Source organism: Pseudoalteromonas sp. C2R02 (genome assembly GCF_018860845.1).
In the GTDB taxonomy this organism is placed as follows: Bacteria; Pseudomonadota; Gammaproteobacteria; order Enterobacterales; family Alteromonadaceae; genus Pseudoalteromonas.
In genome coordinates, this window is the sequence record NZ_JAHKQC010000039.1 from 1 (window position 1) to 15,280 (window position 15,280).

At 35.3% G+C, this 15,280-nt stretch carries 16 protein-coding genes and 1 riboswitch; of the genes, 3 read left to right on the forward strand and 13 right to left on the reverse strand.

All coding sequences use genetic code 11. The features are described from left to right. Nucleotides 1-140: 140 nt before the first annotated feature. The 11 genes from KO527_RS17350 to KO527_RS17400 form a co-directional block, all read right to left on the reverse strand. Entirely contained in the window at nt 141-605 is a 465-nt protein-coding gene (locus tag KO527_RS17350) for a hypothetical protein (protein WP_216041546.1), read from the reverse strand. Nucleotides 606-954: 349 nt separating this feature from the next. Further along, nucleotides 955-1,968: a porphobilinogen synthase gene (hemB, locus tag KO527_RS17355; protein ID WP_216041547.1), complete on the reverse strand. Its 1,014-nt coding sequence runs from the start codon at nt 1,966-1,968 to the stop codon at nt 955-957. Between the two features lie 9 nt (nt 1,969-1,977). Then, a complete protein-coding gene (locus KO527_RS17360) occupies nt 1,978-3,861 on the reverse strand; it encodes a diguanylate cyclase (protein WP_216041548.1) in 1,884 nt (627 codons plus the stop codon). Nucleotides 3,862-3,887: 26 nt separating this feature from the next. Continuing rightward, nucleotides 3,888-4,361, reverse strand: a complete 474-nt coding sequence (locus KO527_RS17365; RefSeq protein WP_216041549.1) for a hypothetical protein — start codon at nt 4,359-4,361, stop codon at nt 3,888-3,890. Next, the gene (gene tatC / locus KO527_RS17370; protein WP_216041550.1) at nt 4,362-5,120 is read right to left on the reverse strand and encodes a twin-arginine translocase subunit TatC; all 759 of its coding nucleotides are present in this window, start codon (nt 5,118-5,120) and stop codon (nt 4,362-4,364) included. Continuing rightward, nucleotides 5,110-5,427, reverse strand: a complete 318-nt coding sequence (gene tatB, locus KO527_RS17375; RefSeq protein ID WP_216041551.1) for a Sec-independent protein translocase protein TatB — start codon at nt 5,425-5,427, stop codon at nt 5,110-5,112. The genes tatC and tatB overlap by 11 nt, the downstream gene beginning before the upstream one ends. 2 nt (nt 5,428-5,429) lie before the next feature. Continuing rightward, on the reverse strand, nt 5,430-5,666 hold the full coding sequence (gene tatA / locus KO527_RS17380) for a Sec-independent protein translocase subunit TatA (RefSeq protein ID WP_216041552.1): 237 nt from the start codon (nt 5,664-5,666) through the stop codon (nt 5,430-5,432). Between the two features lie 73 nt (nt 5,667-5,739). Next, on the reverse strand, nt 5,740-7,344 hold the full coding sequence (gene ubiB, locus KO527_RS17385; RefSeq protein ID WP_216041553.1) for a ubiquinone biosynthesis regulatory protein kinase UbiB: 1,605 nt from the start codon (nt 7,342-7,344) through the stop codon (nt 5,740-5,742). Nucleotides 7,345-7,393: 49 nt separating this feature from the next. Continuing rightward, nucleotides 7,394-8,002, reverse strand: coding sequence for an SCP2 sterol-binding domain-containing protein (locus KO527_RS17390; RefSeq protein ID WP_216041554.1), 609 nt, complete (start codon nt 8,000-8,002; stop codon nt 7,394-7,396). 49 nt (nt 8,003-8,051) lie between these two features. Continuing rightward, a complete protein-coding gene (gene ubiE, locus KO527_RS17395; protein ID WP_216041555.1) occupies nt 8,052-8,807 on the reverse strand; it encodes a bifunctional demethylmenaquinone methyltransferase/2-methoxy-6-polyprenyl-1,4-benzoquinol methylase UbiE in 756 nt (251 codons plus the stop codon). Between the two features lie 186 nt (nt 8,808-8,993). Next, nucleotides 8,994-10,001, reverse strand: a complete 1,008-nt coding sequence (locus KO527_RS17400) for a diguanylate cyclase (RefSeq protein ID WP_252733850.1) — start codon at nt 9,999-10,001, stop codon at nt 8,994-8,996. 296 nt (nt 10,002-10,297) lie between these two features. Between KO527_RS17400 and KO527_RS17405 the strand changes: the two genes are divergently transcribed. After that, nucleotides 10,298-12,055, forward strand: a complete 1,758-nt coding sequence (locus KO527_RS17405) for a DUF885 domain-containing protein (RefSeq protein ID WP_216041556.1) — start codon at nt 10,298-10,300, stop codon at nt 12,053-12,055. An 81-nt stretch (nt 12,056-12,136) separates the two neighbouring features. Next, a riboswitch (cyclic di-GMP riboswitch) is annotated at nt 12,137-12,234 on the reverse strand. A 124-nt stretch (nt 12,235-12,358) separates the two neighbouring features. Further along, nucleotides 12,359-13,420: a potassium channel family protein gene (locus KO527_RS17410; RefSeq protein ID WP_216041557.1), complete on the forward strand. Its 1,062-nt coding sequence runs from the start codon at nt 12,359-12,361 to the stop codon at nt 13,418-13,420. A gap of 76 nt (nt 13,421-13,496) precedes the next feature. Here the strand turns inward: KO527_RS17410 and KO527_RS17415 are convergent, their stop codons facing one another. Together KO527_RS17415 and KO527_RS17420 are read right to left on the reverse strand one after the other, a co-directional pair. Next, entirely contained in the window at nt 13,497-13,763 is a 267-nt protein-coding gene (locus tag KO527_RS17415) for an acyl-homoserine-lactone synthase (RefSeq protein ID WP_216041558.1), read from the reverse strand. 74 nt (nt 13,764-13,837) lie between these two features. After that, nucleotides 13,838-14,068 (reverse strand): hypothetical protein, encoded by a 231-nt coding sequence (locus KO527_RS17420; protein WP_216041559.1) that lies wholly within the window; start codon nt 14,066-14,068, stop codon nt 13,838-13,840. 435 nt (nt 14,069-14,503) lie between these two features. On the opposite strand from KO527_RS17420, the gene deoC reads away from it, so the two are divergent. Further along, nucleotides 14,504-15,274: a deoxyribose-phosphate aldolase gene (gene deoC / locus KO527_RS17425; RefSeq protein WP_216041560.1), complete on the forward strand. Its 771-nt coding sequence runs from the start codon at nt 14,504-14,506 to the stop codon at nt 15,272-15,274. The last annotated feature ends 6 nt before the right edge of the window (nt 15,275-15,280 follow it).

A 15,280-nucleotide genomic window follows, 5' to 3' on the forward strand; every position in this document is an offset into this window, starting at 1 on the left:
TTAGTTAATTCTAATTGTTATCAAAAAAGGTCGCTTATGCGGCCTTTTTTAATACCTGAAATTTGATGTTGTGAGCTTAAATACAGCTTAGGAGAAGTACGCCCCGTAACTTATAGAAAACACCTAGCTTTCATTTTAAGCTAATAAATATCACCATTTTTTACGCTTTTTGTACATAGATTATTTATACATTGTGCAGCGGGTTCTTCTAGGTGCTGACAAATACTCATCATTTTATTTTTTTCATTAAAAACTTTTTCAGCAACTGTAATTTTAGCTGCTAAAGTTTGTACTTTATCTGAATCTACCACCTTATTTGAGTAAATAGCATATTGGCTTGGACCACCACATGCTCTGCTGCCAACTGCGATTACTTGGCATTGATTTGAAGTATCACACTCTTTATTAGCTATGAAAGCCTGAAGTTCTGATTTTTTTTCATTTAAGCTTCCAGCAGTAATAGCTCCAAGTTTTTCTTTATGGTGATTATCCACTTGGGTAGTTGGTGTTTTATCTACTGCTTCAGCTGGTGCTTTTTGCTCATCTTGACAAGCGGTTAAAGCAAAAGCAAATGGTAGCACTAAGCTAAGATGTTTTAAATTCATGGAAAAAGGCCTATTTGAAAAATATATTTAACTGTATCATATTAAATGTGATTATAAGTTTCCAATATATGTATTTTAATTGAATGGTGTGATGTGATTTTAAATTTTATTTATATTTTATTGTTTGCATTTTTTGGTATGACAGCAACGTATTTTGTTCGGTTTTTTTATGACTTTTGGTTTAAAAATCAGATCAGAAGTTTTTATATGATGAAGGCTGGGATATGCATTGCTATTTGCTGCATATGTTATGGTTTGATCTTTGCTTTATCATGAAATAAAAATTTAGGCTCTCCGTAACATGGTATCTGAATAGTTACGGAGAAATAAGTATGGAGCGTTGTTTAGTTTATTTCTTTTCGTTTAACCAAATAGCAACTTGTTTAGTGAAATAAGTTAAGATGCCATCAGCACCTGCACGTTTAAATGCTAATAAAGATTCCATAATACAAGGTCTTTCAGCTAACCAGCCATTTTGAATTGCAGCCATATGCATCGCATATTCCCCACTTACTTGGTAGGCAAAAGTGGGTACGCCAAATTCATCTTTAACACGACGTACAATATCAAGGTATGGCATACCTGGCTTCACCATAACCATGTCAGCACCTTCTTGTAAGTCTAATGCGACTTCTCTTAAGGCCTCATCTGAGTTTGCAGGATCCATTTGGTAGGTTTTCTTATCTGCACCTTTAAGATTGCCAGCAGAGCCTACCGCATCTCTAAATGGTCCGTAGTAACTTGATGCGTATTTTGCGGAATAAGCCATAATGCGTGTATGTATATAGCCAGCTTCTTCTAGTGCTTCACGTATTGCACCAATTCTTCCATCCATCATATCTGATGGCGCTACAACATCTGCTCCAGCTTGAGCATGTGAAAGCGCTTGTTTGATTAATATCTCAGTTGTCACATCATTAATTACATAACTTTGCTCATCAATAATGCCATCTTGACCGTGTACAGTGAAAGGGTCTAGTGCCACATCTGTGATCACGCCAATCTCAGGTACTTCAGCTTTTAATGCACGAACGGTCCTTTGAGCTAACCCATCAGGATTATAAGCTTCTTCGGCTAAAAGTGACTTTTTATCACTTGGTGTAACGGGGAAGATAGCAATAGCCGGTACGCCTAGCTGAGATAGTTGCTTGGCTTCTTCGATTAGTAAATCAATTGAAATACGTTCAATACCAGGCATTGATTCGATAGCCTCACGGCGATTTTTTCCTTCCAATACAAAAACAGGATATATCAGATCTTTAACTGTTAAAGTATTTTCACTCATTAAACTACGTGAAAAGTCATCTCGTCGCATTCTGCGCATGCGTGAATATGGGAATAAATCTAAACCTGATTGTGCCATGTGTATTACCTATTGTGGATTATCTGTTGTTAAAAACTGTTCTGAGGTTGATGATATTTTATTTCGACCAGTTTCTTTTGCTTGATATAATGCTTTATCTGCTAACGCAGTGTGTTGATTTGGATCTTGATTTAGCTTTGCAATCGCACTATACACTCCTGCGCTAATCGTCATCTCTATTATACCTGCAGATGTATGTATTTTGGCTTTTTCAATATTCTCTCTTATAGACTCTGCAACTGCGATAGCGCCATCGGTCGGAGTGTTAGGTAAAATGATTGCAAACTCTTCACCACCATACCGACATGCTTCGTCACAAGGGCGTTGAAGGCATCCTTTTATGGTACTTGCGACAAACTTAATCGCTTCATCGCCAGCTAAATGCCCAAGAGAATCGTTAATAATTTTAAAGTGATCAATATCTAACATTAAAATGGCTAACGATGTTTGCTCTCTTCGAGAGCGTCTAAATTCCATTGCGAGTTTTTTGTCAAAGTAGAGCCTATTACGGATGCCCGTTAATGCATCGTGAGTATTTTTCTCTTCTAATTCTCTATTTTTTTCTTCTAGTTCTCTAAGGGTTATTTCGAGTTCAAAAGTACGCTCTTGAATTTTTGATTCAAGATCTTGCTGAGCTTGATTTTGGATTTTTAATTTTTCTTCTAATAATCCATCTTTCGCTCTTACTTCAGCAATTAATTGGTGCTGTTGCTGCGCCTTTTCATCCCGTTGCGTAATAAATTGAACAATTAATAAATAGGAAACAATAAAACTACTCATTAAGAAACAAACAATCAAAATTGACTTTATTGTTATGGCTGAAAATATATGCCCATTAAATAATAGAATACCATGCAGCAAAGTTAAGAAAATAGGTAGTTGATAGGCGAATACAGTTTTGGCATATTTTGCTTTTTTTATGATATGAAAACTTGTAATCACTAAGCAAACACTCATATTAATTAAACCTATGGTGAAGCTCATTATTAAGCTGTTTGAATAACTAAACAAAGGGCTCAAGAAGATCATAATGAAAGTTAAACTAAAGGAAATGCTCAATATTTTGAATTGGAGTTTATCTGCCTGGGCTAGTTTTAATAATTTGGAAGTAATTGGATTTAATAGTGTAACAGCGCATAAAAATAAGGCTGATATATTTATTTGTTGTAACCAGAAAGCATCAAAGTTGAAGTAGCGATAACTGAGTCCAAAATATCCAGTCAATATAGCCCAAAGACAAGTAATATATAAACTGCCCATTAAAAATAAACTGTTTTTAGTCAACATGCTGATGAGGAAATTACTTATTATTAATGCTAATAAAAAACCTAAAAGTAGACCAGTTAGTAAGTTTAGTTTACTTTTATATTGCACATATCGCTCAGGTGTCCATATGCTAAGAGGAAGTTTTAAAGCGCCTTTGCTTTGGGCTTTTAAGTAAATGCTATTACTACTATTAGCAGCTAAAGATATGCTAAATAATAAAGCTTCATCTTTAATTACTCGGCTTGATAGCGGTTGAGTATCGCCAATAGTATGATGCTGAATTACCGTTTTATTTGTGATCTGATAAAGAGAAAGCTTATCAATTAACGGGTTGCTTAGTACTACAAATAATTTTTTTATCTCATCAGTATTATTCGTTAAATTGAATTTCATCCATACTGCTTTACTTTGCAGGCCTAAATTTAACCGCCCATCTAGAGATTTTTGCCATAGATGTTCTTGTTTTAATTGAGCTGATTCAATAGAGTTTTCAGAGGTGGTGTATAAATAATTGATAGGGTGTTGGTAACTAAACTGTGCATTGATATCAATATTGCTTGCCCATAAACTGTTTGATTGTAAAAAAGATAACAGTATAAACAATGTGGCAAGCAAATATTTTGGCATACTCATTCCTTTTTGCCGAATTGGGCTTATTTTACACGTTTAACTCGGATTGTTTTATTTGAACCCATTTTCTTCAGTAAAAATGAATTTAAAGCACCGCGCATAATTGTCACTTCATTATCGGCTTTAACTCTAAAATTATCGGTGCCTATTTGACGCCAAACTTGACCGTTAGCAAGTGTAATAACAAGCTCTCCATGAGGGGCTTTTTTTACTTTTTTAACGAGTGCTATTTGCTCTGAGTCTGAGTTAGCAGAGATATTTTTATGCTCTAAGCCAAACTTTTCTTCTTTATTTATAGCTTTGCTTTGTTCAACCATGACTGGGGTTTTAGCAGTTGATATATCAATGCTTTTCCCTGCAATTATTTGGTCATAACACACAAGTCTTTTAAAGTCATTTTCAATCATACTACAAGCTTTTAATGCTTGAGTATTGATATCTTGAGCGAAGCTGTTAGCTGATAATAGCACTAATAATGATAATGTTAGTTTTTTCATTTAATTCTCTTGTTCTGTCGGTTCTTGTTTTTTACTACTAAATGACGCCAAAATTAGGCCTAACTCAAATAACGCGAGCATTGGAATCGCTAGTAATGTTTGAGATAAAATATCTGGTGGTGTTAAAAACATCGCTACAACAAAAGCGCCAACAACTATGTATGGGCGTTTTTCTTTTAAGCTTTGTACATCAGTTGCACCACTCCAACACAGTAACATAATTGCTACAGGAATTTCGAATGTTATGCCAAATGCAAAAAATAATTTTAAAACAAACCCTAAATAGCTGCTTATATCAGGGCTTAAAGTCATCATATCTGGACCTACCCCTGTAAAAAAACCAAGAATAATAGGCAGAACGATGAAGTAACAAAAGGCGATACCTGAGTAAAAGAGTAAAATGCTTGAAATTAGCACTGGTATCAGCATGCGCTTTTCATTTTTGTATAAACCTGGTGCGATAAAACCCCAAATTTGATGCAAAATAAATGGAAAAGCTAAAAAAAGTGACACAAACAGTGTAAGTTTAAAAGGGGCAAAAAATGGCGAAGTCACATCTGTTGCTATCATGCTCGTACCTTGTGGTAAGGTCGAAATCAAAGGCTCTGCAACAAAGCTGTAAATGTCATTGGCAAAATATACTAAGCCAATAAATATTACCAAAATAGACAAAATAGCATGAACCAGTCTATTTCTTAACTCAACTAGATGACCAATAAATCCTGGCTGGCTTTGTGAAGCGTCTTTCTTATTTGTCATTTTTAGGTTCTTTTGTATCTGTTTGTTTGTAACTATGGGTGACAGATTGGGCTGCTTGATTTAGTTCGTCTAGCGAACTTTGAAGGTCTGGCGATAAATTTTTCATGCCTTTCTCTTCAGCCTCTTTTAAGTTGTTATGAAGCTCATGAACTCTCAGCTCTTCATTTATCTCAGATTGTACAGACTGACCAAATTGCTTGGCTGTTTTAATCCAGCGACTTACTGTGCGTATTGCGACAGGCAAGCGCTCTGGGCCTAAAACGATTAGACCCACGATAAAAACAATAACCAGTTCCCAAGCGCCCATAGTTAGGCCTTATCTTTTTCTTTAGCTTGTACATCAGAGTTTGTGCTTTCTTGCTTTTCCTGATGATTGATTGAGTCAGCTTCTGCTTTTTTATCTTCATCCGAAACTGCTTTCTTAAAGCCTTTTATTGCACCGCCTAAATCACCGCCAATATTTTTTAACTTCTTTGTACCAAACAAAAGCACGATGATGGCTAATACGATTAATAGCTGCCAAATACCAATTCCACCAAAACCCATAATACATTCCTCTTAAAATATTAAAAACTTAATTTGTTTAGATTTTACGACGCAAAATTTTGCTGTTTATAAGTTAAAGTTTACGCCAAGCAGCAATAAAACTAAAGCAGGCAATACTGCCAGTAATAATTGCTTCTATTTCTTTGTGTGCAACAAAGAGCAAGGTCGTAACAATAAACCCAGTACACGATACCATAGCTAGTATTAAGGGTTTTTGATCTGGCGCTTTTTTTTCTGTATTTTGTAGCCTGTTTTGCTGCTTTAAACTCAAATAAATAAGATCAGGCAATTCTGGCAATTTCTCAGCCCAAAATGGAAAGTTGGTTTTAATTTGTTTTAAAACCGACATAGGGCCCATTTGTTCTTTTACCCACTCTTCAAGGAAAGGTTTGGCTGTTTTCCACAAATCCAGTTGTGGATAAAGTTGACGGCCTAGACCCTCAATATAAAGTAATGTTTTTTGTAGCAATACTAATTGCGGTTGTACTTCCATATTAAAACGTCGCGCGGTATTAAATAAGTTCACCAATACTTGACCAAATGATATTTCAGCAAGTGGTTTTTGAAAAATAGGCTCTAATACTGTGCGGATCGCAAACTCAAAATCTTCAATGCTGGTATCGGCTGGCACCCAGCCTGAATCGACATGTAATTGAGCAACTTTTTGATAATCACGATTAAAAAAGGCGATAAAGTTCTCTGCTAAATAGCGTTTATCTTCTTTATTTAATGTGCCAACAATACCGCAATCTATGCCAATATACTTAGGGTTCTCAGGTGTTTCTCTTGAAACAAATACATTGCCTGGGTGCATATCGGCATGAAAAAAACTATCACGAAATACTTGAGTGAAAAACACTTCTACACCCCGTTCAGCAAGCAAAGCCATATTGGTATTTTGTGCTTCTAATGCGGGAAGATCAGATACCGGAATACCATAAATACGCTCCATTACTAATATATTTTTTCTGCTGTAGTCGCTGTAAACATGGGGTACGTAAAGTGAGTCTGAGCCTTCAAAGTTACGCTTAAGTTGCATGGCATTCGCGCCTTCCCGTAACAAATCAAGCTCATCTAAAATCGTTTTTTTATAGCCTTTAATGACTTCAATTGGCTTTAAACGTTTACCGTCTGGAATGAACTTACTAACAAGCACTGCAAGGTCTTGCATCAATTTCAGGTCTGAATGAATGATAGGCGCAATATCAGGGCGAATCACTTTAATGACGATGTCATGACTTTCACTGTCTTGCTCTTTAAGCCTAGCTGTGTGCACTTGGGCTATAGAAGCGGATGCTAACGGTTGAATATCAAAGTCATCAAATAAGTCAGCGATATCAGTTACATCTAATGCGTTTTCAATTAATTTTTGTGCTTGCTCACCTGAAAAAGGTAACACTTGATCTTGCAGTAATGCGAGCTCTTTAGCGATATCATCGGATAGCAAATCTCTACGAGTAGAAAGCATTTGTCCAAACTTGATCCAAACAGGACCTAAGCTTTGTAGTGCTAATCGTAATCTATGCCCAGGACTTTTGTCTTTATGTTTATTTTGCAACCAAAAAAAGCAAAGGCGCAATGGCGTATAAAACCAAGGGCGAACATGTTTTGGGATTAGTTCATCTAAACCAAAGTGCAATAAGGTTTGGATTATTTTATATAATCGGGCAATCCGCAAAGTCTATTTCCTTTCATAGTAGAGAGCGTATCTCTGTGGTCAAATTCAGTTATTTAACGCTTTGCATCAAAATATTAATTCTGTGTTCTAATACATCTAGATCACTGGTCAGTTGCCTATTGTCATTTTTAAAAATGGTAAGTTCAATAGGGTGCATCGCTACTTTAAGTTCGTCTTGTAATGTATGTGCTGTCGTAGACTTGAGTTTCTCTACTAATTTTTGTTGTTGGCTATGTAAGGTTTTAACACCAAGTGTCACTCTATGGCTCATGCCATCACCTAGATAACTAGATAGCTGTTCAGGCCAATCTATCTCTATTTTTGAGAATGCGCTGCTATAAGCTTGTGCTAATTGAATATCACCTTCTAAATCAAGTTTGCCTTCTCTAATTAATTTGGTGATTTTTGCTGGATCTTTAAGTTCTAATAAGGTGTCTATACTTGCGCAAATAATACAGTCAGCTTGTTTTTCATCTGTGGTTAAAATGATAAACTTTTCGCCGGTATATAATAAGATGAAAGCTTGTTGCCAATCTTTAATGTTTAGCTGTAATGTTTTGTGTTTGATTGCACTTAAGCTAATGTGAAGTTGAGGCGATAATTTTATCGCTTGATTTAACACTGATTCGATCAAGGCGATAATGAGCTGGGATAGCATATTGATTCCCTAGAAAGTAAAGGCGAGTTTCCCCGCCTAAAAATTTAGCTTAGTATTTAAAACCACGATGTAGGGCTACTATGCCGCCAGTTAAGTTTTGGTAGCTTGTTTGCTCAAAACCAACTTGTTCCATCATGCCTTTTAATGTTTCTTGATCTGGATGCATACGGATAGATTCAGCTAAGTATTGATATGACTCACTGTCGTTAGTCACAACAGAGCCTATTTTTGGTAAAACGTTGAATGAGTAAAAATCATAAACTTTAGTTAAAAGCTCATTGTCGGGCTTTGAAAACTCTAGCACTAATAAACGACCGCCTGGCTTTAATACGCGAAACATTGAGGCCAGGGCTTTATCTTTATCAGTAACATTACGTAAACCAAATGCAATTGTAATAATATCAAAGCTGTTATCAGGGAAAGGTAATGCTTCTGCATTTAATTGTACATACTCGATGTTACCTACTCGGCCTTGATCTCTTAATTTTTCACGACCGACTTTAAGCATAGAGTCATTAATATCACCTAAAATAACTTGACCCGTTTCACCGGTAATTTGGCTAAACTTAGATGTCAGATCGCCGGTACCGCCAGCTAAATCTAAAATCTTATGACCTTTTCTCACACCTGAACTGGCGATAGTTTGACGTTTCCAAAGACGGTGAATACCCATAGACATCAAATCGTTCATAATATCGTATTTTGCAGCAACAGAATGGAAAACGTCGGCAACCATGCCAACCTTCTCTTGCTTGTCGATCGTTTTATAACCAAAGTGAGTGGTGTTGTCTTGAGTTTGTTTCATCATTTTTCCCTATCAAATGCGAGAGATATTATCTTTGATAGTTTACTTGATTATGTATACCCATGCTAGCCTAAGATTGATGGCTAAGGACAATATAGGATGTATGATTGAGAGTAGGTAATATAAAATTTAGAGATAGTTATGAGAACAAAACAGTTTGATTTTTGTTCTCATAAATTTGTTTGATTAGTCAGCGAATTGAATCACTGTATTTTTCCCTGCTTGTTTTGCTTGCTCAGTAGCTGAGTGTACCTTATGGGTTAAGCTATTAAGTTCTTCTCTTGGAGATATTTCAGCAATACCCATAGAAATTGTGATTGTGGGTAATCTACGGCCTGTTCTTGAACTGACAAAGCGTAGTTTCTCTACACCACTTCGCATTTTTTCTGCTATTTCAGTGACTGCAGTTAACTCTACTTCAGGTAAAATAATTAAAAATTCTTCTTTTTTTGTTCTCACGGGTAAACCGCTTTCGAGTACGTAAGACTTTACCTTTGAAGCTATTTTATTAAGTACAACATCACTAATAATATGGCCGTATTTACGACTGAAATCATTGAAATCATCTATGCTAATATTGATAGCGCACAGGGATTTATTTTCATCTATCCATAATTGCGCTTGTTCAGCCATGTAATTTTGCTTAAATAATCCTGTTAAAGGATCTTTATGTGTTGCTTGTTTTAAAGCGAGTAGTTTCTGTTTAGTCTTTTTATTTTCTGTTTGTGCTTGCAGTAAATTATCTTGTAATTTTAACTGTGATGTTTTGAGTTTGTAACTGGCATCAATAATACTCGATAGCACCTGACGAGATTGTGTTAGGTTATTTTCATCTATCGATAAAAGAGAACTATCCAATTGAGCAATATATTGGTTTATCGCTTGATTGCCCTCAGTTGTTGAGGCTTCAATATTATTCACAACCTCAGTAACACCTTTTATTAATAAGTCTTGAGACTTGTGTTCTTGAGATAAATGGCGTTGATAAAAACTCTCAAGGATAAAATCATCAAGTTGCTGTTTATTAGCAATGGAACGCTCTATGTCTTGGTTTAACTCTGCATTATCTGCGGAAATATAAGCATATGCCACATGATAATTAATCGGATGGGGAGCGAGTTTATGTTCTTCTAAAAATAGGCAAAGCTGAGTCATTTTATCTTGCGCTTTAGCCATGGAATCATGGTACTTCATAATTGTCCAATCAATAAAATTCGTAGCTGTTCCTCAGCTAAATAAGAAAACAAATCTCAATCCATGAGTAATTTTACCATTAGAAAACAAATTTGATTATATTGGAATAGTTTTAGCTAATAATTATATAAAACCAGAATAAAGTGGGAGTTTATTAACCCACACGCTCTTTATTTAGGTAATTATGCCTCACTTTGTGTTTGTATCTTAAAATGTGGGTTTATATCGTATTTTTCTTTGTTCGCTTTTTTATTTGGGTTAGCCTTAATGTATTGGTAGCATAATTGAGAGTGAAGATGAAAAAAATAATTAATAAAACATTAATCGCTGGTGCGTTGATGGTTGCTTTAACTGGCTGTAATTTGACTGCATCAAACCCAAATGACAGTTTTACTCAGCTAGCTGAAAAAATTGTAGATTACCGTAAAAGTATCGATACCTATAGTGCTAATGAAGGTATTGATAATCACTTTTTACCCGATTTATCGCCAGCGTTTTTAAAAGCAAAAAATGAAAGCTTCTCAGCGTTATTAGCCCAATTAAATTCACTCGATCCTGAGTTAATGAATGCGGATAATAAAATCAACTTGGCAATTATTAAGGCTCAAGTTCAAAATTCATTAGATGAATATCGGTTTAATGCGCATTATATGCCATTGACCTCTGAATTTGGTTTTCATTCATCTATGTCATTTTTGACTTCTCGATCGGATTTTTCAAATAAGCAAGGCTACGATTTATATCTTAAACGCCTTGCAGATATACCTAGGTATTTCTCTGAAAATATATTTTGGATGAAAAAAGGCATTGAAGTTGGCTTTACACAACCTAAAGTTGTACTTGTTGGTTATGAAGATTCGATAACAACTTTTATTAAAGATGATCCTGAGCAATCTAGCTTTTATGCACCATTTAAAGAAAATAAAGCAAATTTAGATAAAGCTGAATTTGCATCTTTACAGCAACAAGCTAAAAAAATTATTCAGGCAAAAGTGATTCCAGCCTACCAAGATTACAAAGCTTTTTTCACTCAAGAGTATTATCCTGCAGCGAGAAATGAAATTGGTGTTTCAAGTACTGAAAATGGTGAGTCGTTTTATGCCAATAGAGCGAAGCATTACACTACAACTGAGATGTCTCCAAAAGAAATTCATCAGTTAGGTTTAAAAGAAGTTAAACGTATACGCGCTGAAATGCAGGTAATTATAGAACAAGTGGGTTTTGAAGGTGACTTTGCTAAGTTTGTAGAGTTTTTACGTACCGACCCTCAGTTTTATGCAAAAACACCTGAAGAACTATTAAAAGAAGCCTCATTTATTTCTAAAAAAATAGATGCTCAGTTACCTAAATTATTCCATACCTTACCACGCACTCCGTATGGTGTGGCACCGGTTCCAGCAAGTATCGCACCTAAATACACTACAGGTCGTTATGTCGGTCCAAGTAGAGATGATCAGCCTGGTTATTATTGGGTAAATACATATGGCTTAGATAAACGCCCTTTATACGTATTAGAAGCGTTAACTTTACATGAAGCTGTACCGGGTCATCATCTACAGATTTCACTTAATAGTGAACTAGAAAATCTACCTAGCTATAGACAAAATGCTTATATTTCTGCTTTTGGTGAAGGCTGGGGTTTATATTCTGAGTGGTTAGGCTTAGAAGTAGGCTTTTATCAAGACCCTTATAGTAACTTTGGTCGTTTAACATATGAGATGTGGCGTGCGGCAAGGCTAGTTGTTGATACAGGCATGCATATGTTTGGCTGGAGTCGTGAGCAAGCGATGAATTTCATGAGAGACAATACAGCATTGTCTTTGCATAATGTGAAAACTGAAACGGATCGTTATATTTCATGGCCTGGACAAGCACTATCATACAAAATTGGTGAGTTAACTATTAAGCGTTTACGTAAAGAAGCAGAAGAAAGTTTAGGTGATAAGTTTGATGTAAGAGAGTTCCACCATCAAATTTTGAAAAATGGTTCAGTACCTTTGTCTATATTAGAGCAGCAAATCGCTTTATATATTACAGCAACTAAGCTTAAATAACTCTCAATTGTGAGGTATAAATATGGCTGCTTCATATTAGGAGAAGTAAACGAAGCAGCCAAAAGCCCCCGACCTGTTATCGTTGGCGGCATCGCAATCATAGGCCTTAATAAATAAAACTAACCCTTAGATCGATAGCTTTGCGTCCTTAGTTTTCACTAAGTTTGCCTTTACTTACTTAAACAGTTCTCTTTTAGTCTAGTCGGTGAACTGAAAACTGTCATGGTATTAATTGTAATAAATTGATTCTTTTTAACTCTTCTAGTAGCCTAACTATTAATCTCATTCAAGCTAACCGAATCAATGCATTTGTTATTTAAAAAGTTTTTATCTAAGGTTCGTAACCATATAGACCAGTTAAGTTGGCCTACAGTTTTATTTGCTGTTTTAGCGCATGTGCTTTTTACTTGGCTTTTATTGTGGCTGGCGAATGAAAAAGAGCTGATTTCATTTAATCATTTTATTTATTATTACATAGTAACAACCTCAACCGTTGGCTATGGTGACTTCAGTCCAGTAACAGACTTAGGAAAGTGGTTTGTTGCACTTGGGCAAATTCCTATTGGGTTGGCACTTTTTGGGGTCTTTCTAGGAAAGACAGGGCAAACAATTACACAGTTGATAAAAAAAGCGATGACAGGCGATAAAAATTATTCTCATTATGATGGCCACATTATTATTTTTGGCTGGCACAAGACACGAACAGCTAAAATGATTCAATATATATTGGCTGATAATAAACGAGAGCAAAGACAAATTTTGTTGGTGGTTATGGATGAAATGACACATCCATTTATAGAAAATCCACAAGTGGATTTTGCAAAGCTAACGAGCTTTACTGATATTGAACAGCTTAATCGTGTTGGCTTAGATAAAGCAGATAAAGTGATTATAGATGGTAAAGATGACGATCAAACTTTTACGACTGCGTTACGTATTAGCCGTATTGTTAAAGCAGAAAGTCATATTTGCGCTTATTTCATTGATGAAACTAAAATAGAAATGCTTCGAGAGCATTGTATTAATGTTGAGTGCAGCAGTTCTAAATCAGCGGAGATTTTAGTACGTTCAATGCAAGATCCTGGCTCAAGTCGTGTTCAGGAAGAGCTATTATCTACACTTACTGGCGATACACAATTTAGTATTGAAGTGCCTAAATTATCTAATACGCTTAATTTTGAAAAGGTTTTTCATTATTTTAAACATCAGCATAATGCGATTTTATTAGGCGTTGCTGATAATCGTATTGGTGATAATTTAACTTTAAACCCTGAATTAGCTTATGAAATTAAAAATGGTAATATTTTGCATTATATTTCTGAGAGTAGATTGTTGACTAGCGAAGTGAATTGGTCTGATATTTAGTATTATTGACATGATGAAATTGACTTCGGGTATTAAAATAGTCAATTTCATTTTAAATGATATGTTTAGTAATATGCTATCTGATTTTTATTTTAGGGCTAAGGTTTACTTCCCCTTCAAAATCAATCGTGGCAATCATTTCGTCACAAATAGCAATGGCTAAGTAAGTCCCGTCTGATGCACGGGTAAAAGCTAAGCGATAACCAAATTGGTTTAACTTATTAAGGGCGACTTTTTGCGCTAAAGTGAGAATATTCCATATTTCATCAGAATCAGATATGTAATTGGGTTTCCGACGTTCTTCAATAGATGCTTCTGTATTATATTTTGCTAGCGCTGTCATATAACCCTCATCTGATTAATTATTGCGATAATTCTAATGGGGTATGATATTTATTATGGCACTAAAAGTCTAGTTCAATTTCTGACCAGCTGGTCGGAGTTCATTGTAATCTCACCGTCTTCATTAATGCTTGCGTACTTATTATCTAAGCTAGCAAAAGCAAGCTTTTCTTCACCTGAAGCGCGCACGAATTCTAAATCAAAACCAAAACGAGATAATTCGTTAACCGATGCTTTTTGAGCCATTGATAAGTTAAGCCAATGATCATTATATGAAATGTGATCTAATCTTCTTTCTGTAGCCATGTAACCTCCTTGTATTTACATTATAAGTACCATTCCTAGTAACACATATAAGGCTAGTACAAGAAGGTTTGAATGCAAGAAATAAATATGAAATCGACGATGAATAGATTTGAATTTGAGTTATTAAAAACAAATATGATCTTAATCATTAAAAGTAGCTAATAAGCTTGAATCTCGATCAATAATCTATTTTAATAGGGCTGCTGTTATTAAATATTTACCATAAATTTATATAAATAACATGCGGTATAAATGGATTTAAATTTGCTTGCCATAGTTTTGGAGATAAATAAGCAAAGTCTTCAAGGAACCAAGTCCACTCTTATCGTTCTTAGGAGCAGAGTGAACTATTAGTCCTCTTATATTCTAAATAACATCTTTGGTTATTTGTATCTTCTCTCCTATGTTCGTTATTTAAAACTATTGGAGAACCTCATGTCTGATCTTAAAATTGCTGCACAAACTGCACTTGGATTAATGGATTTAACAACCTTAAACGATAACGATACCAATGAAATCGTTGCGTCACTTTGTCAGCAAGCTAAAACGAGCGTAGGTGAAACTGCCGCAATTTGTATTTACCCGCAATTTATCCCAGCTGCTAAAGAAGCACTAAAAAGCCTTAAAGCATCAAATATTAAAATAGCTACAGTGACAAATTTCCCCCATGGTAATGATGATGTTGCTAAAGCCGTTACACAAACACAGCAAGCAGTTGATTTGGGTGCTGATGAAGTTGATGTTGTTTTTCCTTACCGCGCCTTAATGGCTGGTAATTCTCAGGTAGGTTTTGATTTAGTATCGGCGTGTAAACAAGTTTGTGGCGATGATGTTTTACTGAAAGTAATAATTGAATCAGGTGAGCTAAAAAGGTCTGAGTTAATTAAATTAGCTAGTGAGCTGTCAATTGATGCCGGTGCTGACTTTATCAAAACGAGCACTGGCAAAGTATCAATTAATGCTACTTTAGAATCAGCTGACATCATGCTTAATGTGATTAAAAATAAAAAACCTAACGTGGGCTTTAAAGCTGCTGGTGGCGTAAGAACGGCAAGTGACGCAAAAGAGTATTTAGACTTAGCAGTAAAAATCATGGGTTCAGATTGGATTAATGCCAGACACTTTAGGTTTGGCGCATCTAGTTTAATAGCTGATTTATTATCAACTTTAGAAGTTGAACATCAAGTTCAATCAAATAGTTACTAAGGGAAG

Bases quoted from the DNA above. Each gene is read 5' to 3' on its own strand.
- KO527_RS17350 (WP_216041546.1), bottom strand. From the start codon at position 605: ATGAATTTAAAACATCTTAGCTTAGTGCTACCATTTGCTTTTGCTTTA.
- hemB (WP_216041547.1), bottom strand. From the start codon at position 1,968: ATGGCACAATCAGGTTTAGATTTATTCCCATATTCACGCATGCGCAGA.
- KO527_RS17360 (WP_216041548.1), bottom strand. From the start codon at position 3,861: ATGCCAAAATATTTGCTTGCCACATTGTTTATACTGTTATCTTTTTTA.
- KO527_RS17365 (WP_216041549.1), bottom strand. From the start codon at position 4,361: ATGAAAAAACTAACATTATCATTATTAGTGCTATTATCAGCTAACAGC.
- tatC (WP_216041550.1), bottom strand. From the start codon at position 5,120: ATGACAAATAAGAAAGACGCTTCACAAAGCCAGCCAGGATTTATTGGT.
- tatB (WP_216041551.1), bottom strand. From the start codon at position 5,427: ATGGGCGCTTGGGAACTGGTTATTGTTTTTATCGTGGGTCTAATCGTT.
- tatA (WP_216041552.1), bottom strand. From the start codon at position 5,666: ATGGGTTTTGGTGGAATTGGTATTTGGCAGCTATTAATCGTATTAGCC.
- KO527_RS17390 (WP_216041554.1), bottom strand. From the start codon at position 8,002: ATGCTATCCCAGCTCATTATCGCCTTGATCGAATCAGTGTTAAATCAA.
- ubiE (WP_216041555.1), bottom strand. From the start codon at position 8,807: ATGAAACAAACTCAAGACAACACCACTCACTTTGGTTATAAAACGATC.
- KO527_RS17400 (WP_252733850.1), bottom strand. From the start codon at position 10,001: ATGAAGTACCATGATTCCATGGCTAAAGCGCAAGATAAAATGACTCAG.
- KO527_RS17405 (WP_216041556.1), top strand. From the start codon at position 10,298: ATGAAAAAAATAATTAATAAAACATTAATCGCTGGTGCGTTGATGGTT.
- KO527_RS17410 (WP_216041557.1), top strand. From the start codon at position 12,359: ATGCATTTGTTATTTAAAAAGTTTTTATCTAAGGTTCGTAACCATATA.
- KO527_RS17415 (WP_216041558.1), bottom strand. From the start codon at position 13,763: ATGACAGCGCTAGCAAAATATAATACAGAAGCATCTATTGAAGAACGT.
- KO527_RS17420 (WP_216041559.1), bottom strand. From the start codon at position 14,068: ATGGCTACAGAAAGAAGATTAGATCACATTTCATATAATGATCATTGG.
- deoC (WP_216041560.1), top strand. From the start codon at position 14,504: ATGTCTGATCTTAAAATTGCTGCACAAACTGCACTTGGATTAATGGAT.